Source organism: Larkinella knui, from assembly GCF_003858645.1.
Lineage (GTDB): Bacteria > Bacteroidota > Bacteroidia > Cytophagales > Spirosomataceae > Larkinella > Larkinella knui.
Map to the genome: position 1 here is coordinate 131,023 of NZ_RQJP01000004.1, position 18,765 is coordinate 149,787.

Sequence of the window (18,765 nt, forward strand, 5' to 3'; positions counted from 1 at the left end):
AGCGTTATTATGCCCCAATCAACTTCTAATTCCGTCATTCGACAATTACAGATTGTCTTTTCGATCTCCATCCTGCTGCTGTTGGTCAGCCTGATTGCATCCTTCTACAGCACTCAAAAGCTGATTAGTAATTCCAGATTAGTCAATCATACGAATGAGGTTTTGATCGAAGCCGAGAATATAATTTCGTACATGAAGGATGCCGAAACCGGTCAGCGGGGCTTTATCATTACCCTTGATCCGCTTTTTTTGATGCCGTATAACGGTGCTTATGAAAAAGTAGAAGCAAGTTATACTACCGTGCGCAGGTTGACGGCTGACAATCCGGCTCAGGAAAAGAAACTTGCGGAAGTGAAAGCCTTGTACGAAGCAAAATTCGTCCAGATGCGACGAATTATTGAAATGGCTAAGCGAAGTAAAGGCTTTACTTCGGATACAATCGAGCGTCGCGTAGAAATGGTTCGGGGGAAAAAGATCATGGACGATCTACGGAATCTGATCAATCAGATCAAGAAAGATGAAAACTTCATGCTGAATGATCGATTAAAACAGCAACAAATATACATTAATTATACACCGTATCTGCTCGTAATTGCAGCGATCATCTCTATATTAATTACCGCCAGCGCGTATATACGCATCAAAAAAGATCTGGATAAGCGAATTATTCTGGAGCTGGAAGCTAAAGAAAAATACCGCGAAACTGCCGATCGAATTTCTGTAATGGAAGGCATAACATCGGACATTGCCAGAGGTAATTATGCCACCCGGAGTCAGGATTCGAAAGATGATGAACTGGGGCGAATTGCCAAGGCGCTCAATACAATGGCGCAATCGCTTGAAACCACGTTTACGGATTTAAATAACCGGAACTGGCTGCAAACGGGGGCCGTTGCTATCGATGATGCCATTCGGGGAGAACGGAATTTAGAAAACCTGGCCAACAACCTGATTGCAACGCTTACGAGCTATATCAACGCACCGATAGGTACGGTTTATATTGTTGATAATGGCCCTTATTTTAAACTGGCCGGAAGTTATGCCGCAACCAATGCGCCGACAACCGTGAAGATTGGGGAAGGATTGATCGGCGAAGTCATTAAAAGCAAGAAGCCGGTTGTTGTGCACGACCTGCCCGCCGATTATATCAACGTCAGCTCGTCGCTCGGAAATAAGCCACCAACCGCTTTAATCATTGTGCCTTTGGTGCACGCCTATGGCTGTATCGGCGTTATTGAAATCGGGCTTTTGAGAAAACCTGAACCGCTGGAAACCGAGTTTCTGGAAGCCAATCTGGAAACCATTGCCATCGGGGTAAATGCCGCGCTGGATTACGCCAAATTGCAGAATTTCCTGGAAGAAACGCAGGCGCAATCGGAAGAATTGCAGGCGCAGCATAACGAGCTGGAAAATGTCAATGCGGAACTGGAAGCGCAATCGTTGAAACTTCAGGCATCCGAAGAAGAGCTTCGTGTCCAGCAGGAAGAATTGCAGCAAACCAACGCCGAACTCGAAGAACGCAGCTTTTTGCTGGAAGAAAAGAACGGGGAAATTCAGCGTAAAGCCGAAGAGCTCGAGCTGACTACCCGGTATAAATCCGAGTTTCTGGCAAATATGTCCCACGAACTCCGTACGCCCCTCAATTCGATTCTGTTACTGAGCCGGTTATTGGCCGAAAACAACGAGAAAAATCTGTCGGAGGATCAGATCGACTACGCCAAGGTAATCCAGTCGTCGGGCAATGGGTTGCTCGGTTTGATCGATGAAATTTTAGATCTTTCCAAGATCGAAGCCGGTCAGATGAAACTGGAATACCTGAATGTATCGCTCCCCGAAATAACCGATGAAATTCAGGCACTGTTTGCTCCGCTGGCCAAAGAAAAAGGGCTGGATTTTACCATTACCGTCGAAAAAAATGTGCCTTCGGTAATTGAAACGGATAAAATGCGATTGGGTCAGATTCTGAAAAACCTGATCTCCAATGCGCTTAAATTTACCTCCAAAGGCGGGATATCGCTGACGGTAAAGCGCCCAAAGCAAACGGAATCAACGTTGAGCTTTGTGGTAAAAGATACCGGTATTGGCATTCCGCCGGAAAAACAGCAACTCATTTTTGAAGCCTTTCAGCAAGCAGACGGCTCCACCAAACGGAAGTATGGCGGCACCGGTTTGGGCCTGTCCATCAGCCGCGAACTGGCTAAATTGCTGGGTGGGGAAATTGTACTTTCCAGTAAAGTGGATGAAGGAAGCGAGTTTACGGTGAACATTCCCATGACGAGTGTTTCATCGGAAGAGCAGCCGGGCAAAACCATTCAGTATGTGAGCCGCAGTCCGGAGCCCCTGCCCGTCAAAGACGTTGAGCCGCAGAATAAGTACATCAGCACCACCATTCCGGAAAATATTCCGGACGATCGGAATGCCATCACCGAGCGGGACAAAGTCATTCTGATTGTTGAAGACGATACCAATTTTGCCAAATCGTTACTGGATTACGCCCGGAAAAAAGGCTATAAAGGCATCGTTGCCGTTCGGGGCGATGAAGGGCTGAAACTGGCCGGAATTTATAAACCACTCGGTATTTTGCTGGATATTCAATTGCCAATCATGAGCGGCTGGCAGGTCATGGACGCCCTAAAAGCAGATCTGCAAACCCGCCATATTCCGGTGCATATCATGTCGTCGCATAAATTAAAAAATGAAAGTTTATTAAAAGGCGCAGTCGATTTTGTAGATAAACCGGTGGCTTTCGAACAGATGCAGGACGTTTTTAAAAAAATCGAATATGTTCTGAATCGAACGAGTAAGAAAGTACTGATTATCGAAGATAACCCCAAACATGCCAAAGCACTGGCGTATTTTCTGAAGACGTTTAACATTCATTCCGAATTGAAAAGTAATGTATCCGAAGGGGTGAATGCCTTGCAGAAAGATGAGATCGACTGTGTTATTCTGGATATGGGAATTCCGGATATAAAAGCCTACGAAACGCTGGAAGAAGCCAAGAAAAATCCGGGGCTGGAAAATCTGCCCATTATCATCTTTACCGGGAAAAGTCTCTCGCTGGCGGAAGAATTAAAAATCAAGAAATACGCCGACTCCATCATTATAAAAACCGCCCATTCCTACCAGCGAATGCTGGACGAAGTTTCACTTTTCCTCCATTTAGTAGACGATCCTAAAAAAGTCGGCAGTTCGACGGATGATTATAAAAAACTGGGCGCACTGAGTCAGGTGCTGGCCAATAAAACTGTCCTTATCGCCGATGATGATGTACGAAATATCTTCTCGCTTTCAAAAGCACTGGAGAGCTATAAAATGAATGTTATCACGGCATTGGACGGGAAAGAAGCGTTTCAAAAATTGCAGGAGAACCCGGCTATCGATGTGGTTTTGCTGGATATGATGATGCCACAGATGGATGGGTACGAAACGGCTAAAAAAATCAGAGAGAATTACCAGTGGAAGAACTTACCGGTCATTGCCGTAACGGCAAAAGCCATGACGGGTGACCGGGAAAAATGCATTCAGGCGGGCGCATCCGATTACATTACCAAGCCCGTCGATATTGATCAACTGATGTCTTTGTTGCGGGTTTGGCTCTACGAACGGTCGTAATGTGTACCTTTAATTTTACCAGATAACTCAAATTGAAAGCACACGATGCGTAAAAAACGGGTTTTGATCATTGACGACGATTCGCGAAATATTTTTGCCCTAAACGCCACGTTACGGGCCCGGTCATTCGATTGTATGTCGTGCACGAATGCGCAGGATGCGTTGGATTTATTGAAAACCGACGAGGAAGTGGACGCCATCCTGATCGATATGATGATGCCTGAGATGGATGGTTATGAAGCGATTCCGCGCATAAAAAACATTGAAAAGCGAGTAAATACGCCGATTTTTGCAGTAACCGCCCAGGCGATGGTTGGTGACCGGGAGAAATGTTTGCAGGCCGGTGCGACCGAGTATATTTCAAAACCGGTCGATGTCGATCGGTTATTGCAATTGCTGTCTGGTGTTTAATGGATTCATGATGATCGAAGACACTGAAATAGATCTGGTGTTAAATGACCTGTTTGAACTATACGGGTATGACTTTACAAATTACGCCCGAGCGTCGTTAAAGCGCCGAATTAGCCGATTATTTATTCTGGATAAATTCCCGAGTTTTGCGGAATTTCGGTACCGGATAAAATCCGATTCAAATTATTTAAAGCGCGTCATTGAAGGGCTTACGGTTACCGTTACGGAAATGTTCCGCGATCCGCTGTTTTATAAAGCATTGCGAACAGAGGTCGTACCGGCTCTGGCGGCCAAACCGTTTATTCGCATCTGGCACGCGGGCTGTTCAACCGGCGAGGAAGTATTTTCGATGGCTATCGTATTGAAAGAAGCCAATCTTCTTCATAAGACCTTGCTATACGCAACGGACTTAAACCCGGAAGTTCTTGAGAAAGCCCGCAGGGGCATTTTTCCGTTGGTTCAAATGAAGCAATATTCCGAAAACTACATCGAATCGGGCGGTAAAAATGACTTTTCGGCGTATTATACTGCTCAATATGGTCAGGTTAAATTCGATGAGACACTGGCCGAAAAAATGATTTTTTCGACGCATAATTTAGTTTCTGATCGCTCTTTTAATGAATTCGACCTGGTATTATGCCGCAATGTACTGATCTATTTTGATAAAAATTTACAGGAACGAACGTTGAATCTGTTCGATGAAAGCATCGGTACGCTCGGCTATTTAGCGCTGGGCTCGAAGGAAACGCTGAATTTTTCAACGATCAAGCCCAAATATAAACAATTGAATAAAGAGAAAATATGGCGGAAAATAAGCTAGAAAATACCTGTAAAGCCGTTATTATCGGTGGCTCTGCGGGTAGTATTGAAGTGCTTTTAAAACTACTTCCCGCCTTAAATCCTGGATTATCTTTTGCCATTATTATTGTATTGCACCGTAAAAATTCAACGGATTCATCGTTGGCAGATTTATTATCTACAAAATCAACGATGTTAATTCGGGAAGTGGAAGATAAAAACCCGGTAACGCCCGGTGTAATTTACCTGGCTCCTGCAGATTATCATCTTTTAATCGAGAAAGAGGAAGTGTTTTCGCTCGATGATTCCGAGAAAGTAAATTACAGCCGCCCTTCCCTCGATGTCGCTTTTGAGTCAGCCGCAGATGTCTACGGTTCTGCGCTCGTCGGGATCATTTTGTCAGGTGCCAATGCTGACGGAACGGCGGGATTCAATACCATCAAAAAAGCCGGCGGAACCTTGATTGCCCAGAAACCGGAAACCGCTCAGTCCAGCTTCATGCCGCAACAGGCGATTCTACACGCGCCCGTCGACTTCGTACTGGATGTGCCTGAAATGGCAGCTTTTATCAATTCGATCACTACCGCAAACTGAGCGAAAAGGAGCTTACTCACTGCTCCTCCACATTCCCCGCGCCCAGCTCCTGAAACAGCGTCTGCCAATACTGCGTCACGGCCGGATTGTTCTCTTTCACCGACGCATTCGGCGCAAAAGGCAGAATCATGGCAATGTCCGGACTGCCAATCGTATACCGTTTCAATTGTTCGGCGTCCGCTTTCGCCCAGTCATCCGCCTGCGCATTGTCTTTCGGGGGCGTTTTATGAAAATTCCGGCGTCCGGCGCTGTAAACGCTCTCAACCATATCGCTCAGGTAATATACTTTCACGGTGGCTCCGCTTTCGTTGGCTTTGGCAATGACCGGCAAACTGGCCCAGATATCCGTTTCTTTGTTCGACGACGACGCGTTTGGTGCCGCCAGTTGCTGCAACACGCGTTGCCGAATGGCGGCTTTTTCGCGACCCAGCGACAAATCGAAACTGGTTTGGGCGGCTTCGCGGTCGGTGGCGTTGGCGCTGCTGACGTCTTCCATTTCCGAGCGGGCCGTCACCGACAACGCGCGGGCTTTCGAGGTGTTTTCGTGAATGAAATAGACGTCCAGTTTGTCCCCTTTATTCTTGATATTCTGTTCGATAATGTCATTGATCGCGCTCTGGTATTTCTGGGAAACGAACGCTTTATTGGCGTTGACACTGACGGATTTGTCCAGAAAAATCAGCGTATAAACCGGTTCCGATTTGGCGGTTTTCTGATCGGCCTCTTTACTCGTGTCGGAAGAACAGGCCGCGAGGGTCAGCAGCAGAACGCAGCTAAAAAGTATTTTTTTCATAAGGACTTAACCGTCATCAGATTTACGGGGCCGAATCGTCGGGCCGTTGAATGATCAAAGTAGTTTTTTGTAAAACGTTGCGCTCCGTGAGTTGTTTGCCTTTGGTGTCCTGATCCGGAACAAATTTGTATTTTCTCTCTCCAGGTAGCCGAATCTGCGCTTTTACCGACCGGAAATGAAAACCGCCTTCCGGAAAATCAAATGTACCAACAAACTCTGTATCTTGCTTAATCTGCTGATTCATCAACCTAACTTCCCGGTATGAACCCTGTTTTTACCCGACTCTTTACGCTCTTCATCGTCGTTGTATCCCTTTCCCGTTTACAGGCGCAGGTCACCAACGCCCCCGCCCGCAAGGAAGGCGACGGCCCCTACAAACGGCTCATCATCCGGGGCGTTACGCTCATCAACAGCACCGGTGCGCCCCCGGTTGGGCCGGTCGATATTGTGGTGGAGAAAAACCGCATCGCCCAGATCAAGCAAGTCGGTTATCCCGGTGTTCCGATCGATGCCAAAAACCGCCCGCAACTGAATGCGGGCGACAAAGAACTGAATTGCGAAGGCATGTATCTGATGCCCGGTTTTGTCGATATGCACGGACACATTGGCGGCAAGTCGCAGGGCACGCCGTCGGAATACGTTTTCAAGCTCTGGCTGGGCCACGGCATCACCACGATTCGCGACCCATCGGCGGGCAACGGCCTCGACTGGGTGCTCGATCACCGCGGCAAAAGCGAACGCAACGAAATTACCGCCCCGCGGATTAAAGCCTACACGGCTTTTGGAATGGGGGCTAAAGAAACCATCACGACGCCGGAACAGGCCCGCGCCTGGGTGCGCGAAAATGCCAAAAAAGGGGCCGATGGCATTAAGTTTTTTGGCGCTGAACCGGATGTTTTTCGGGCCGCTCTGGACGAAAACAAAAAACTCGGTCTGCGCTCGGCCTGTCACCACGCCCAGCTGGAAGTGGCCCGTATGAACGTGCTGGCAACGGCCAAAGCCGGGCTGACGTCGATGGAGCATTGGTACGGTTTGCCCGAAGCCTTGTTTGAAGACAAAACCATTCAATCGTATCCGGCTGATTATAACTACAATAACGAACAAAACCGCTTCGAGGAAGCCGGGAAGCTCTGGCAACAAGCCGCCAAACCGGGTACCGAAAAGTGGAACAAGGTGATGGACGAGTTGATCGCGCTGGACTTCACCATCGACCCTACGTTCAATATTTACGAAGCGAACCGTGAATTGATGCTGGCCCGCCGGGCCGAATGGCACGACGAATACACGCTCCCGGCACTCTGGCGGTTTTACGGCCCGAGCCGGATTTCGCACGGTTCCTACTGGCACAACTGGGGAACGGAGCAGGAAGTGACCTGGAAACGCAACTACCAACTCTGGATGGCGTTTGTGAACGAATACAAAAACCGCGGGGGGCGCGTCACGACCGGTTCCGATTCCGGTTTTATTTACCAGCTCTACGGTTTTGCCTACATCCGCGAACTGGAACTGCTGCGCGAAGCCGGTTTTCACCCGCTGGAGGTGATCCGGGCGGCAACGTTGAAAGGGGCTGAAGCGCTGGGAATGGCCGATCAGATTGGCTCGGTGGAAGTTGGCAAACTGGCCGATTTTGTGATTACCGAAGAAAATCCGCTGGCAAACCTGAAAGTGTTATACGGCACCGGTGCCATTCATCTGAACGAAAAAAACGAAGTGACGCGGGTTGGTGGGGTAAAATACACCGTAAAAGACGGTATTGTCTACGATGCCAAACAACTGCTGACCGACGTGAAGAAGATCGTCGCTGAAGCCAAACAGAAAGAAAATTTCGAAATCACCCAGCCGGGTATGCCGCCCAAACCGGCCAAGCTTTCGGGCGGTAATTAGTACCCACGGACTAAACTCCGTGGGTACGGAGTTTTTCTTCCAGGCTCCGGATGTAGTCATCCCGTTCCGCCAGGGCATCGGCAATGTCTTCGGCGGTGTAGCGGGGTTTAATGTGCTGGGGACAATTCCAGTCGTAGGCTTTCACGGTCAGAATTACCATCCGTTCGGGGCGGTGCGGATAATCGGCGGGGTCGAGCAACTCAAAAAGCGCCGGATTGTCGGTCAGCTCCACAATTTTGGCTTCGGCGTAAATTTTCAGGCGCGTCCGTCGCGGATAATCCACCAGAATGAGCGATACCTGGGGATGGGTCTGGATGTTGCCGACCGAAATATACTGGCGGTTGCCGGTGAAATCGACAAACCCGATGGTTTCCTTGTCGATCACCTTCACAAACCCCTTCGGGCCGCCCCGGTGCTGGATGTACGGAAACCCGTTTTCGCCCATACTGGACTATCCTGTTCGGCAATAAAGGCGGCTTCCTGCCCACTTAGCCCATCGCGGTAGGTATGGTTTTCCTGACGGGCGTAGGCACTGCGGCTCCCGTAACGTTCCTGAAGTTTTTTGATCGGGTCGGTGAAGGCCAGCGCTGCGTACGGTTTCATGCTCATTGCGGATTAGCGGGTGAATTTTGTTCCGGCTCGGTTGCCGGTTTTGAGGGGTCATTCCGGTCGGGCGTTGGCACCACCGGGGCCGTAAGCTGGTTCAATACCTCCTCGTCCCACATCGTATCCCCGCATTCTTCGCGAACGAAAGGAAGTTCTTCGTCTTCATTTTTCGGTGCATTCATGGCTTTATATCGGTTAAAGTTGGTTTAAACATACTGATTTATCTTGTAGAACGTACTGACGGTTCAGTCGTAAGCTGCTCTTCAAAACCGGAACCTGAATGGTTTTCATGATAACTTTGTCTACTATTGCAACAAAGGTACCGGCTCGGTGCCTGTTTCCTGAGGACAAATCCGCCTATTCATGGGATAGATTTCCCGGCCATGAAAGAAAAAAATCTGCCCGTTCTTCACATCGATGACTTTCATCAGGCCGCGAAGCACCATCCGGATGTGTATGTGCATCTCTTTAAAGAACACGCGGAAAAACACCGGTTTATTCTGACCCCGCATCGTCACGATTTTTATTTGCTGGTTGTATTCACCCAGGGCGAGGGCACCCACACCGTTGATTTTGTGAATTATCCGATCCGGCCGGGCAGCGTGTTTTTTATGTCGCCCGCTCAGGTGCATACCTGGACCTACACGGAGGATGCGGACGGGTACCTGATTTTTTTCAATGCCGATTTTTACCTCGTCGATTTCCCGGCCCGAAAGCTCTCGGACCTTCCGCTGTTTCATTCGCTCGCTACGCCACCCGTCGCGTACCTGTCGGGTACGAATCTAGCCGATACGGAAACACTTTTTAGCCGGATACACCAGGAATTTACGGGAAATGGCTACCGGCGGGAGGATGTCATCCGGTCGTACCTCAATATTCTTTTGGTGAAGTTAAGCGGTTTTTGCCTCGCTCATCAGCCTTCTCCGTTGTCTCCGTATGCCCAAAGTCAGATCCGGCAATTGGAATTGCTCGTTGAAAAATGGTATCTGGAACACCGTACCGTGCGGGAGTATGCCGGGATGATGGCGTTGTCGGAAAAGCAGCTTTATACGGTTTGTCAGACCGCTTTGGGGAAGCCGTTGCAAAAAATCATTCAGGACCGCCTGCTGCTGGAAGCGAAGCGGTTGCTGGTTCATACCGAGCTTTCGGTGGCGCAGGTGGCCGACCGGCTCAATTTTCCGGATCATTCGTACTTCAACCGGTTTTTCCGGAAGGAAACCGGCACAACGCCGGAGCAGTTTCGGCGCGGGTATCGATGAAAGAATTTTAGAATCGGATTTCTAGTGGGAGTAAAATTTACTGATCAAATAAATAAAAATCAGTGTAAAACCTATAATGGGGTAGACCACTATTTTGATTTTGCGTCGTAATTTGAAAATGCCCAGGATGATAAAGCATAATCCCAGAATCCATACCGTTCCGTCCATACTCCTTGATGTAAACTGACTATTTCTGCTCAAAGTCTTTCGCTTTCAGCAGAAATAGCCAGTTCGATCTACTACGGTTTGTTGCTGTCCACCACCAGTTTATTTTCCCGGTTCACGATTTCCCAGGCGGTATAAAACACCAGCCGGGCGGATTTTTCGGCCAGCGTGAAGTTGATCTTTTCCACATCATCGCCGGGGCGGTGGTAGTCGGCGTGGAGGCCGTTGAAGTAAAAAATAATGGGAATTTTGTGCTTGGCGAAATTGTAATGGTCGGAGCGGTAGTAAATCCGTTGCGGATCGCTGGGCTCGTTGTATTTGTAATCCAGTTCCATCATCGTGTATTTCCGGTTGGCATCCTCGCTGATCTGGTGCAGTTCGGAGGACAATTTATCGGAACCGATGACGTAAATGTAGTTGTCGGATTTGCCTTCGTGCAGGTCATCGACGCGGCCCACCATGTCGATGTTCAGATCGCAGACGGTTTTGTCCAGCGGCAAAACCGGGCTCATATCGGTATAATATTCCGAACCGAGCAACCCTTTTTCTTCCCCCGAAACCGTCAGAAACAGCATGCTCCGGCGCGGGCCGTGGCCTTCGGCTTTGGCTTTGGCAAACGCCTGGGCAATTTCAAGCACCGAAACCGTTCCGGAGCCGTCGTCGTTGGCGCCGTTGTTCACCTGGCCATCCGGATTCACGCCAATGTGGTCATAATGAGACGATATCACTACGATTTCGTCCTTTTTGTCGGTACCTTCCAGAAAACCCAGCACATTGCTGCTTTCAAGCTGTACGTCTTTCCGTTCGGCCTTCAGGCTGATTTTGCCCTTCAACACGCCGGAATTCGTCTTGCCGGTTTTGTTAATTTTAGCCACCGCACTCTGCAACTTGGCCGTTGTCGTATTCAGCACCGCGGCTGCCATTTCCTGCGTAACCAGAAACGTTCCAACGGCCCCGATTTTTTCCATCGACGGGCGGAGACTAAGCCGATTGAACCGGCCCATGAGCGCACTGCGTTGGGATACCAACCGGCGGTAGGCTTCCGGTGATTCGGCCGAAACGATGAAGATTTGATCGGCACCCTTGTCTTTGGCAATGGTTACTTTTTTCCGCAGGCTTTCTTCGTTGCTCCATTCCGACGCTTTGGCCGAATTGGAAATCACATAGGTGCCGTTGGCTTTTTTGGGTTCGCCTTCCAGAATGACGACGGCTTTGCCCTGAATGTTGATTTTTGCGTAGTCGTTGTAGTGGTCGGTCATGATGCCGTATCCCGCAAAGACGGTTTCCACCGAGGTCTCCTGCATCACGCCAAACAAACCGTTGACGATGAAATCTTTGGGATAGGTGTACGTCTTTTCACCAGCTTTGACGTAGAAATCACCCCAGGTTTTCTGGTATAGTTTGAAGGGCTGAAAATAGCCGGTTTTTCCGTCGTCGGTTTTGGCAATGGCCTGCAAATTTTCGGCGGCAAACTGTTTGGCAATATAATCGGCGGCTTTTCGCTGACCCTCCGTACCGGTTTCGCGGCCCTGCATATCGTCGGCAGCCAGCACGCGAAGGTGTTTTTCGAGATCCGCAGCCAGAATCGTGTTGGCATAATCAGTGGCGGTTTGGGCCGTGGCAAGTTGGGCGACCAGCAGCAAACCGGCACTATATTTCAAATATTTCATCGGGTTGTTGTGAAGAAAATGACAAAGTAAAAAAGCAGGAATAGACAATCGCCGTTCCTGCTTGTGCAAATATAAAACGAAATTGCGGGTTAATTAGTAAAAGCAGTTTGGGCTTTGTTCGGTAGTAGCCTGCCAATTCATCGGGCGGTATTCTCCCGGTTTTCGGCCAGAATGAAAGGGACAATCAAAAAACTCAGACTGCTCAACAGCAAATTAATACCGAAGCCGACCGCGTGCAGAAACGTTGCGACAACGGCTCCCTCGACGGGCGTAAAACCGTACAGCACCAGCGCCCGGCTCACTAAAAAATGATACGTTCCAATACCGCCCTGCGTCGGAACGGCCAGCCCACCAAGCGAGCTAACCACCAGAATGGTCAGGGCCGCCGTGGGAGGGAGAGTCCGTGTACTGTCCAGCGCCAGCAGGAGCCAATACGCACTCAGCCAGGAAAAAAACTGACTTAACACCGTTAGAAGTACAAACAATAATGGGTTTGGTAATTGACGGATGGCCATAAAGCCCTTCCAGAGCCCCTTAACAGTGTTAGATAATTTGACCGCAATCGGATGTTGTTTTATGTTGGAAATCAGTAACATACGCCAAATGCCGACTCCCGTTAAAACGAAGATGATAAAAATGACGCCCACCAGAAACCACCCGGTTTTGTCCGGTGTCCGGAAAGATAGGCCGGCGACATACGTTTTAACCCGATTGATTTCAAGCAGAAAAGTCAGCAGCACCACCAGGCCCAGCATCAGCAAGTCGATGATTCGTTCGGCCACGACGGAACCGACGCCCTGCGAAAACGGCACGTTATCGGTCCGTTGGAGCGTGGCGCAACGGGTCAGTTCGCCCGAGCCCGGCACAATCATGCTGGCAATGACGCCCGCCAGCGTGGCTACCGTGGCGCGGAAAGCCGTCGGGAAATAACCGAGGGCGAGCAGGGGTTGCTGCCAGCGTTTTCCCCGCACCAGGTAGATCAAAACCGTGAGCAATCCCACCAACGCGATCCAGCCGTAATGAGCCTGCTGGAACTGCCGCCCGATGTCGGCGAACGAAATATCCTTCAGCGCATAGACGAGCAGGGAAATCGCTAAAATAAAGGGCAGGGCGGTTTTGAGGAATTGCTTCATTCAGTTTGACTAATCGGCTGTAAGATAGGAAACCTCCGATAATTTATGGCACATAATTTGACCCAAATCCAGCGTCCTGCTACATTTGAGAATCGTGTAGCGGATTCCGTCTTTCTCACGTCCAACGTTCTACCTACTTAAGAAAAATGAAGTCACTTCGGGTGCTGGTGGTGGTTCCGTGCTACAACGAGCAGAGTTCGGTTGCGGCCGTTGTCAATGATATTCACTGGGTAAAGACCCGATTCGGCCTGACGCTGGACACGCTGGTGGTCAACGATTGTTCAACCGATAATACGATGGCGGTTGTCCGCACGCTGGATTGTCTGCATCTCGATCTGCCCGTCAATCTCGGTATTGGTGGCTGCATGCAGGCCGGTTATAAGTATGCCTACCGCAAAGGCTATGATGTGGCAGTTCAGGTCGATGGGGACGGCCAGCATCCCGCCGAGGGCTTGATAAAGCTACTCAAGCCGATTTTTGAAGACCAGGCCGATGTCGTCATCGGTTCCCGTTTTCTGGAACGGCAGGGCTTCCAGTCGTCTTTTGTCCGGCGAATCGGAATTCGTTACTTTCGGTGGCTCAACCAGTTGCTCATCCATAAAACCGTACACGACAGCACGTCGGGCTTTCGGGCGTTCAATCGCAAAACGATTGAAATCGTCAATGCGTATTATCCCGATGAATACCCTGAACCTGAGGCTATTGTCCAGTTCGGGTTGCATAACCTAAGGCTGCTGGAAGTGCCGGTTCTGATGGAAGAACGCCAGGGCGGAACGTCGTCGATTACCTTTATCCAATCCATTTATTACCTGTTTAAAGTAACCATGGGTACCCTGTTTGTTTACATCCGCTTACGAAAAATATAACCGCAAATGGAATCGCTCCCCATCACCATTCAGCTTTTCAGCCTGATCGGCACCCTGATTTTCATGGCGTTCATCGCCCGGCTGATTGTCAGGGGAAAATTACGCGAAGAATATTCCTTCATCTGGATTGTTTGCGCAATCATCTTGATCGTTTTTTCGGCCTGGCGGGATGGATTAACCAAGATTTCGGTCCTGTTGGGCGTTTTTTATCCACCTTCGCTCATCTTTTTGGCCGCCATTTTTGCCATTATCTGTTTTCTGGTCCACTTATCCGTGGTAAATTCCAAACTGCAAAATTCGATCAAGGAATTGACGCATGAAGTAGCCATGCTGAAAAAAGAAGTGGAGGATTTGGAGACTCCTGATAAGTTTGTGCCGGAGACGAAAAAGCACTCGAATTTAACGTGAGATCTTGACCCGTTTCAACCGTTTCGATCCCGTAATACTGCCTAAAAATAGACCTTTTGACTATGTCTAAAAAGAAAAAAATACCGGCCACCTCCCAACCTGTACCGTCCAAAAGTATCCTTCAGAATCCAAAGGCTGATCTGCCCGCAAACCGATCGGTTGCGACACCGGAAAAACCAGCCGGTAATCCCAACGCGTTTCAGTTACTTGATTTCAATAAGCGGTTAAAGTGGTTCATCGGTATTTGCATCGGCCTGTTTCTGCTGCTGACGCTGGCCAAAATTCATTACTCTTCCCTGCCGTATTGGAATCAGGTTATTCCGGACGGATCGGACCCCAAACGCGGGCTTATTTCCGGCAAACCGCGCCCCATTCGCATGGATGAGTGGGCGGCTATGGTGCCGTTTACACTTTCACAGGCCAACCAGAATTATCCGGTGGAAAACCCGGCCATTGGGGGTGAAAAACCGTCGCTGGTGCTGTATTTGCCCGTCAAGCACTTTATTATGCTCTTTCGGCCCGACTATTGGGGCTTTTTTATCAATACGGATTTTGGCCTGGCCTGGCGCTGGAATTTTATGTTGCTGGGAAGTTTGATCGTAACCACCCTGCTGTTTCTGATTCTTACCCGCAACAATTTCTGGATATCGGTCTGCGGGGCCATCTGGCTTTTGCTTTCGCCCGGTTTTGCCTGGTGGTCTTTTTCGCTGCTAACGAGTATGATCTCCGGCGGTTTGCTGCTGATTTCATCAATCTACCTGTTCTATGCCCAAAAACGCAGTACGCTGATTTGGGCGGGTTTGCTGTTTGCCTGGTCCCTGGTTGCCTACGCGCTCAATTTGTATCCGCCCTACCAGGTTTCGATTGGTTATTTGCTGGTTTTTATTCTGATCGGCTTTGTTGCCGGTAATTTTCGCCGGGAACAGCTCTTTTCCCAACTGGGCAGTAAAGCCGTCACGTTTGCCATTGCCTTCGCCCTGATTAGCTTCGTTTTGTATCAGTATTACATGGAAGCCAAAGCTACGATCGACGTGATGTCGCAGACGGTTTATCCCGGAAAACGGAGTGAAACCGGTGGAACGGGCTTCATTGCCAACTGGTTTTCGGAGTATTATTCCGGCTGGTTGCTCGACGATCAGAAATTCCCGAAAGGCTGGCTCAATATTTGCGAACTGTCTCACTTTGTGACGTTTACGCCCGTCATTGCCGTTGGAATGGCTTTCTATTTTGCCACGCTCCGCAAGATCGATCCGCTTCTAACGCTTCTGCTTGTTTATGTCGTGCTGCTCTGGATCTGGATCGAAGTCGGTTATCCGGCTGCACTGGCGAAACTAACGCTGATGGATATGAGCCCGACCCGACGCACGCAAATTCCGTTTGGCATCGGGAATGTCGTGCTGGCGGTTCTGTATCTGAATTATATCCAGGACAAAAAGATGGCCTTGAAACCGCTGGTGAGTGGGTTACTTGTTGTAGGCGTTGTTGCTTTTATGGTGTATGCCGCCTGGCTCAATTTGACCGATTCAGACGGTTTTTACAAAGCCCATCAACTCTTCTTGCCGACAGCGTTCTTTCTGGCCTTAAACTTTCTGATGTTACCGGTCAGCACGTTCCGGTATAAGGAAGTGGTGATCGGGCTGGCGCTGGTTCTGTTTTCGCTCCCCAACCTGGGCATCAACCCGGTTGCCAAGGGAACAGCGCCCTTAACGCAACATCTTCTCTACCAGAAAATTCGGGCTATTCATGAGCAGGACCCTACCGCCCGCTGGGTGGTTTTGGGGAGTCAGTACATTACGTATCTCGTGACGGCAACCGGCGTCAACCAGCTGAGCGGAATCAAGTATCTGCCGGATTTCAAAACCATGCGGGTGCTGGACCCTACAGCAAAGCGCGATTCGGCTTATAACCGCTACGCCCATACCGTTTACAATACGTATATCGATGGCCGGGATTCCATCGTGATCCAGAATACGTTCGAAGATGGGTATCAGGTTGCGCTCGATCCGTGTTCACCACGGCTGAAGAAGTTGAATACCAAATACTTCATCTTCGACCGGACTCCACAACCCGCTGAAACCCGTTGCCTTAAACTGGTCGATAAATTGGGCTCGGTTGAAATCTACCGGATTAATGAGTAAGGAGAAGATTTACCGGGAAACCGAGGGAATTTCAGCCCTCAACAGCGCCTGATACTGATCAATCATGGTTTCGTTTTCGAAATACCGCGGGGGAGAATAGTGGCTGCGCTGATGAACCATGTCGACAATAGCCGCAGCCAGCGCGTCGCTATCGCCCGGCTGCACCAGGCGGTAATGGCCACTAATGACTTCCGGAATGGAACCGGCCGTCGTAGAAACCACGCTGCGGCCCAGCATGCAGGCTTCCACGGCAGCGTATCCGAATCCTTCGGCCAGCGAAGGCACCACCACGCAGTCGGCAGCCTGAATATACTGCAACAAATCCGTTCGCGACTGTTTGTCCAGAACCCGAACCGCCGGGCCAGCCCGGAAACGATCGAGCCGTTGAACGAGTGAATCCCGCAACGAAATAAAATTCGGTGCCGAAGGCCAGATGAATAAAAACCGGACGTTGGATTGCGTTTTCAACACCGGCGGAACGGCATCTACCAAATAATCGAATCCTTTGGAAATACCGGGCCGACCAAATCCTATTACCAGAAAATCGTCGGCACTGTAGCCTTTTTCCTGCCGAAAAACCGCCCGCTGTTCGTCGCTGAGCCGGTTTTTCTCAAAGTCATCGTAATCGACGCCGGGATAAATCCGGGATACGGGCGCTGATGGAAACAGGCGAACATAATCGCGCAGCGTACTGTCCGAAATACAAACGATCCGGTCGAAGGGAAAGGTCAGCAGAAGCCGTTCGAACAGGCGGAACAGGCCAGCTTTCCAGCGCGATTGGCCGCTCAGCGTATACCATTTGGTGTCCCAGACTTCATAAACCGTCAGAATCGCTTTTTTACCGGTTAGTTTACGGGCAATCCAGGCCGGAACAATAGCGTTGTACGTTGCGGTCTGGATGACGTCGTGCTGGTTTGCCAGACGAACGGCGCGAACAATGGCCAGCACCATAAAAAAATACCGTTGCGCGAACGAAGGCACTTTTTGCCGGATAATATGAACGCCGTTGTGGGTTTCTTCATCCAGATAATCCGGGTAATTTTTAGGCACCAGAACCGTTACCGACATGCCCCGTCGTACCAATCCTTCTGCCAGACGCTGAAACAGCAATTCGGCTCCGCCAATGTGCGGGTAATAATTGTCCAGGATGTACAGGATTTTCATACGCGAAATCGGTCAGGCTGAGGTATAACGGTCGGCAAGTTCGCCAAAAACCATCCGGAACATATCTTTCCAGGTGGTGCTTTTCAGCCAATACCGGCCCGGATTATCATAAATGGTTCGGTGAAGCTGGCAGGCGTCGAAGATGTTTTTCACCCCGTACGTCGATGCGTCGATGAGCAGAAACGGGTACGAATACCGCTTCAGATCGTAAGGAATTATATTGTTCAGGCGGCTGGTCGACGCATTGATCAATTTCTCGACGTGTTCACGATCAAGGTGATTGGTTTCGGCAATATACCGGGTGACATTCAGGATGTTATCGCGCTGGGAATGAAATTTCGTATTGGCTTCTTTAATCGCCGTCTCGATGAAGGGCATCCAGTCAAAAGCCGCTTTCTCGTCCGGATTCAGGCCCGCGTCGAAGGATTGCTGGAAACTTTCGGCCATCAGGTACGTGTACGACGGGCAATACTGCAAGGCCGGATGAAAGGGAATGTTGGGCTCGCTGGCAAACTGGTCCATCGCCTTTTTGTTGGCATTGTAGTTAAACTGCGACATGCCCGTGCTGTGCGAAGACGCTCCGGAAATCCGCAACCGCTTTTTTGAGTGCACATACGGTCCTACCTGGTTCGCCAGGGCAATTCCGGAATACACATCCGGGATTTGCGACCGAAAAAACGCACCGGTTTTCCGTTTGATCGGGTCGATCGCCGTCATGCTGACAAAAGAACTGTAGACGAACGGAAGCGGCAAATAGTCTTCCCGGCACCGCAGCACTTTTTGTAATACCTCCTTCCCCTGCTTGATAACGAATCCACTTTGAAAGCTAATTTTCAGCATGTTAGCCTGTTTTTTATTGAAGTAACTGGGCCAGAAATAAAAATCCGGGGCCGGATTCATGTTCACAGCCTGCAAGCCGGTTTCGTTGAATAGATCATTGACGTCCCGCACCGCATCGGGCAGCAGGCCGTCGTCGTCGCCCAGAAATGTCACGTACCCTTCCTTCACATGCGACAGCGCAAATTCCCAGTTATGAGACATACTGAGCCGTTTTCCCGTATTGACGTACTGAATCCGCGGATCGTTGAACGACCGGACCACTTCCTCCGTATTGTCCTGGCTGCAGTTGTCCGAAACCAGAATTGTCAGATTATCATATTCCTGGGTGACGCAGGTCCGCAGCGAATGCAGCAAGGTATCCGCCCGTTCGCGGGTGGGAACAACAACGGTGTATTTAGGCTCTTTCATAACCGGATCGTTT

17 protein-coding genes are annotated in these 18,765 nt (G+C 49.8%); 9 read left to right on the forward strand and 8 right to left on the reverse strand.

Annotation, left to right across the window (positions count from 1 at the left end; translation table 11 throughout):
• The first annotated feature begins 9 nt into the window (after window positions 1-9).
• Genes EHT87_RS18970 through EHT87_RS18985 form a run of 4 tightly spaced genes read left to right on the forward strand, consistent with a single transcriptional unit; the run spans window position 10 to window position 5,418 of the window.
• Window positions 10-3,615 (forward strand): response regulator, encoded by a 3,606-nt coding sequence (locus EHT87_RS18970; RefSeq protein WP_124908245.1) that lies wholly within the window; start codon window positions 10-12, stop codon window positions 3,613-3,615.
• 45 nt (window positions 3,616-3,660) lie between these two features.
• The gene (locus tag EHT87_RS18975) at window positions 3,661-4,026 is read left to right on the forward strand and encodes a response regulator (protein WP_124908246.1); all 366 of its coding nucleotides are present in this window, start codon (window positions 3,661-3,663) and stop codon (window positions 4,024-4,026) included.
• Window positions 4,027-4,036: 10 nt separating this feature from the next.
• Complete coding sequence (locus tag EHT87_RS18980) at window positions 4,037-4,846, forward strand: CheR family methyltransferase (protein WP_124908877.1); 810 nt, start codon at window positions 4,037-4,039, stop codon at window positions 4,844-4,846.
• Window positions 4,828-5,418, forward strand: a complete 591-nt coding sequence (locus tag EHT87_RS18985; RefSeq protein WP_124908247.1) for a chemotaxis protein CheB — start codon at window positions 4,828-4,830, stop codon at window positions 5,416-5,418. The genes EHT87_RS18980 and EHT87_RS18985 overlap by 19 nt, the downstream gene beginning before the upstream one ends.
• 16 nt (window positions 5,419-5,434) lie before the next feature.
• Here EHT87_RS18985 and EHT87_RS18990 read toward each other — a convergent pair whose 3' ends face one another.
• Window positions 5,435-6,211 carry a hypothetical protein gene (locus EHT87_RS18990; protein ID WP_124908248.1) on the reverse strand — a complete coding sequence of 259 codons (777 nt, stop codon included), beginning with the start codon at window positions 6,209-6,211 and terminating at the stop codon, window positions 5,435-5,437.
• 261 nt (window positions 6,212-6,472) lie between these two features.
• Between EHT87_RS18990 and EHT87_RS18995 the strand changes: the two genes are divergently transcribed.
• A complete protein-coding gene (locus EHT87_RS18995) occupies window positions 6,473-8,095 on the forward strand; it encodes an amidohydrolase family protein (protein WP_124908249.1) in 1,623 nt (540 codons plus the stop codon).
• 10 nt (window positions 8,096-8,105) lie between these two features.
• On the opposite strand, the gene EHT87_RS19000 is transcribed toward EHT87_RS18995, so the two are convergent.
• Genes EHT87_RS19000 through EHT87_RS19005 form a run of 3 tightly spaced genes read right to left on the reverse strand, consistent with a single transcriptional unit; the run spans window position 8,106 to window position 8,883 of the window.
• Complete coding sequence (locus EHT87_RS19000) at window positions 8,106-8,540, reverse strand: pyridoxamine 5'-phosphate oxidase family protein (RefSeq protein ID WP_229321178.1); 435 nt, start codon at window positions 8,538-8,540, stop codon at window positions 8,106-8,108.
• Entirely contained in the window at window positions 8,483-8,698 is a 216-nt protein-coding gene (locus tag EHT87_RS31635; RefSeq protein ID WP_229321179.1) for a hypothetical protein, read from the reverse strand. The genes EHT87_RS19000 and EHT87_RS31635 overlap by 58 nt, the downstream gene beginning before the upstream one ends.
• 2 nt (window positions 8,699-8,700) lie before the next feature.
• A complete protein-coding gene (locus EHT87_RS19005) occupies window positions 8,701-8,883 on the reverse strand; it encodes a hypothetical protein (protein WP_124908250.1) in 183 nt (60 codons plus the stop codon).
• A gap of 201 nt (window positions 8,884-9,084) precedes the next feature.
• Between EHT87_RS19005 and EHT87_RS19010 the strand changes: the two genes are divergently transcribed.
• Window positions 9,085-9,960, forward strand: coding sequence for a helix-turn-helix domain-containing protein (locus EHT87_RS19010; RefSeq protein WP_124908251.1), 876 nt, complete (start codon window positions 9,085-9,087; stop codon window positions 9,958-9,960).
• A gap of 239 nt (window positions 9,961-10,199) precedes the next feature.
• Here the strand turns inward: EHT87_RS19010 and EHT87_RS19015 are convergent, their stop codons facing one another.
• Window positions 10,200-11,795 (reverse strand): M28 family peptidase, encoded by a 1,596-nt coding sequence (locus EHT87_RS19015; RefSeq protein WP_124908252.1) that lies wholly within the window; start codon window positions 11,793-11,795, stop codon window positions 10,200-10,202.
• 137 nt (window positions 11,796-11,932) lie between these two features.
• The gene (locus EHT87_RS19020) at window positions 11,933-12,928 is read right to left on the reverse strand and encodes a lysylphosphatidylglycerol synthase transmembrane domain-containing protein (protein ID WP_124908253.1); all 996 of its coding nucleotides are present in this window, start codon (window positions 12,926-12,928) and stop codon (window positions 11,933-11,935) included.
• A gap of 146 nt (window positions 12,929-13,074) precedes the next feature.
• Here EHT87_RS19020 and EHT87_RS19025 point away from each other — a divergent pair, with 146 nt between their 5' ends.
• The 3 genes from EHT87_RS19025 (at window position 13,075) to EHT87_RS19035 (ending at window position 16,340) form a co-directional block, all read left to right on the forward strand.
• Window positions 13,075-13,794, forward strand: coding sequence for a glycosyltransferase family 2 protein (locus EHT87_RS19025; RefSeq protein ID WP_124908254.1), 720 nt, complete (start codon window positions 13,075-13,077; stop codon window positions 13,792-13,794).
• A 6-nt stretch (window positions 13,795-13,800) separates the two neighbouring features.
• On the forward strand, window positions 13,801-14,202 hold the full coding sequence (locus tag EHT87_RS19030; RefSeq protein ID WP_124908255.1) for a DUF2304 domain-containing protein: 402 nt from the start codon (window positions 13,801-13,803) through the stop codon (window positions 14,200-14,202).
• Window positions 14,203-14,264: 62 nt separating this feature from the next.
• Window positions 14,265-16,340, forward strand: coding sequence for a DUF7657 domain-containing protein (locus EHT87_RS19035; RefSeq protein ID WP_124908256.1), 2,076 nt, complete (start codon window positions 14,265-14,267; stop codon window positions 16,338-16,340).
• A gap of 9 nt (window positions 16,341-16,349) precedes the next feature.
• Here EHT87_RS19035 and EHT87_RS19040 read toward each other — a convergent pair whose 3' ends face one another.
• Complete coding sequence (locus EHT87_RS19040; protein WP_124908257.1) at window positions 16,350-17,504, reverse strand: glycosyltransferase family 4 protein; 1,155 nt, start codon at window positions 17,502-17,504, stop codon at window positions 16,350-16,352.
• 12 nt (window positions 17,505-17,516) lie between these two features.
• Window positions 17,517-18,752, reverse strand: coding sequence for a glycosyltransferase family 2 protein (locus tag EHT87_RS19045; RefSeq protein ID WP_124908258.1), 1,236 nt, complete (start codon window positions 18,750-18,752; stop codon window positions 17,517-17,519).
• Window positions 18,753-18,765 lie beyond the last annotated feature (13 nt).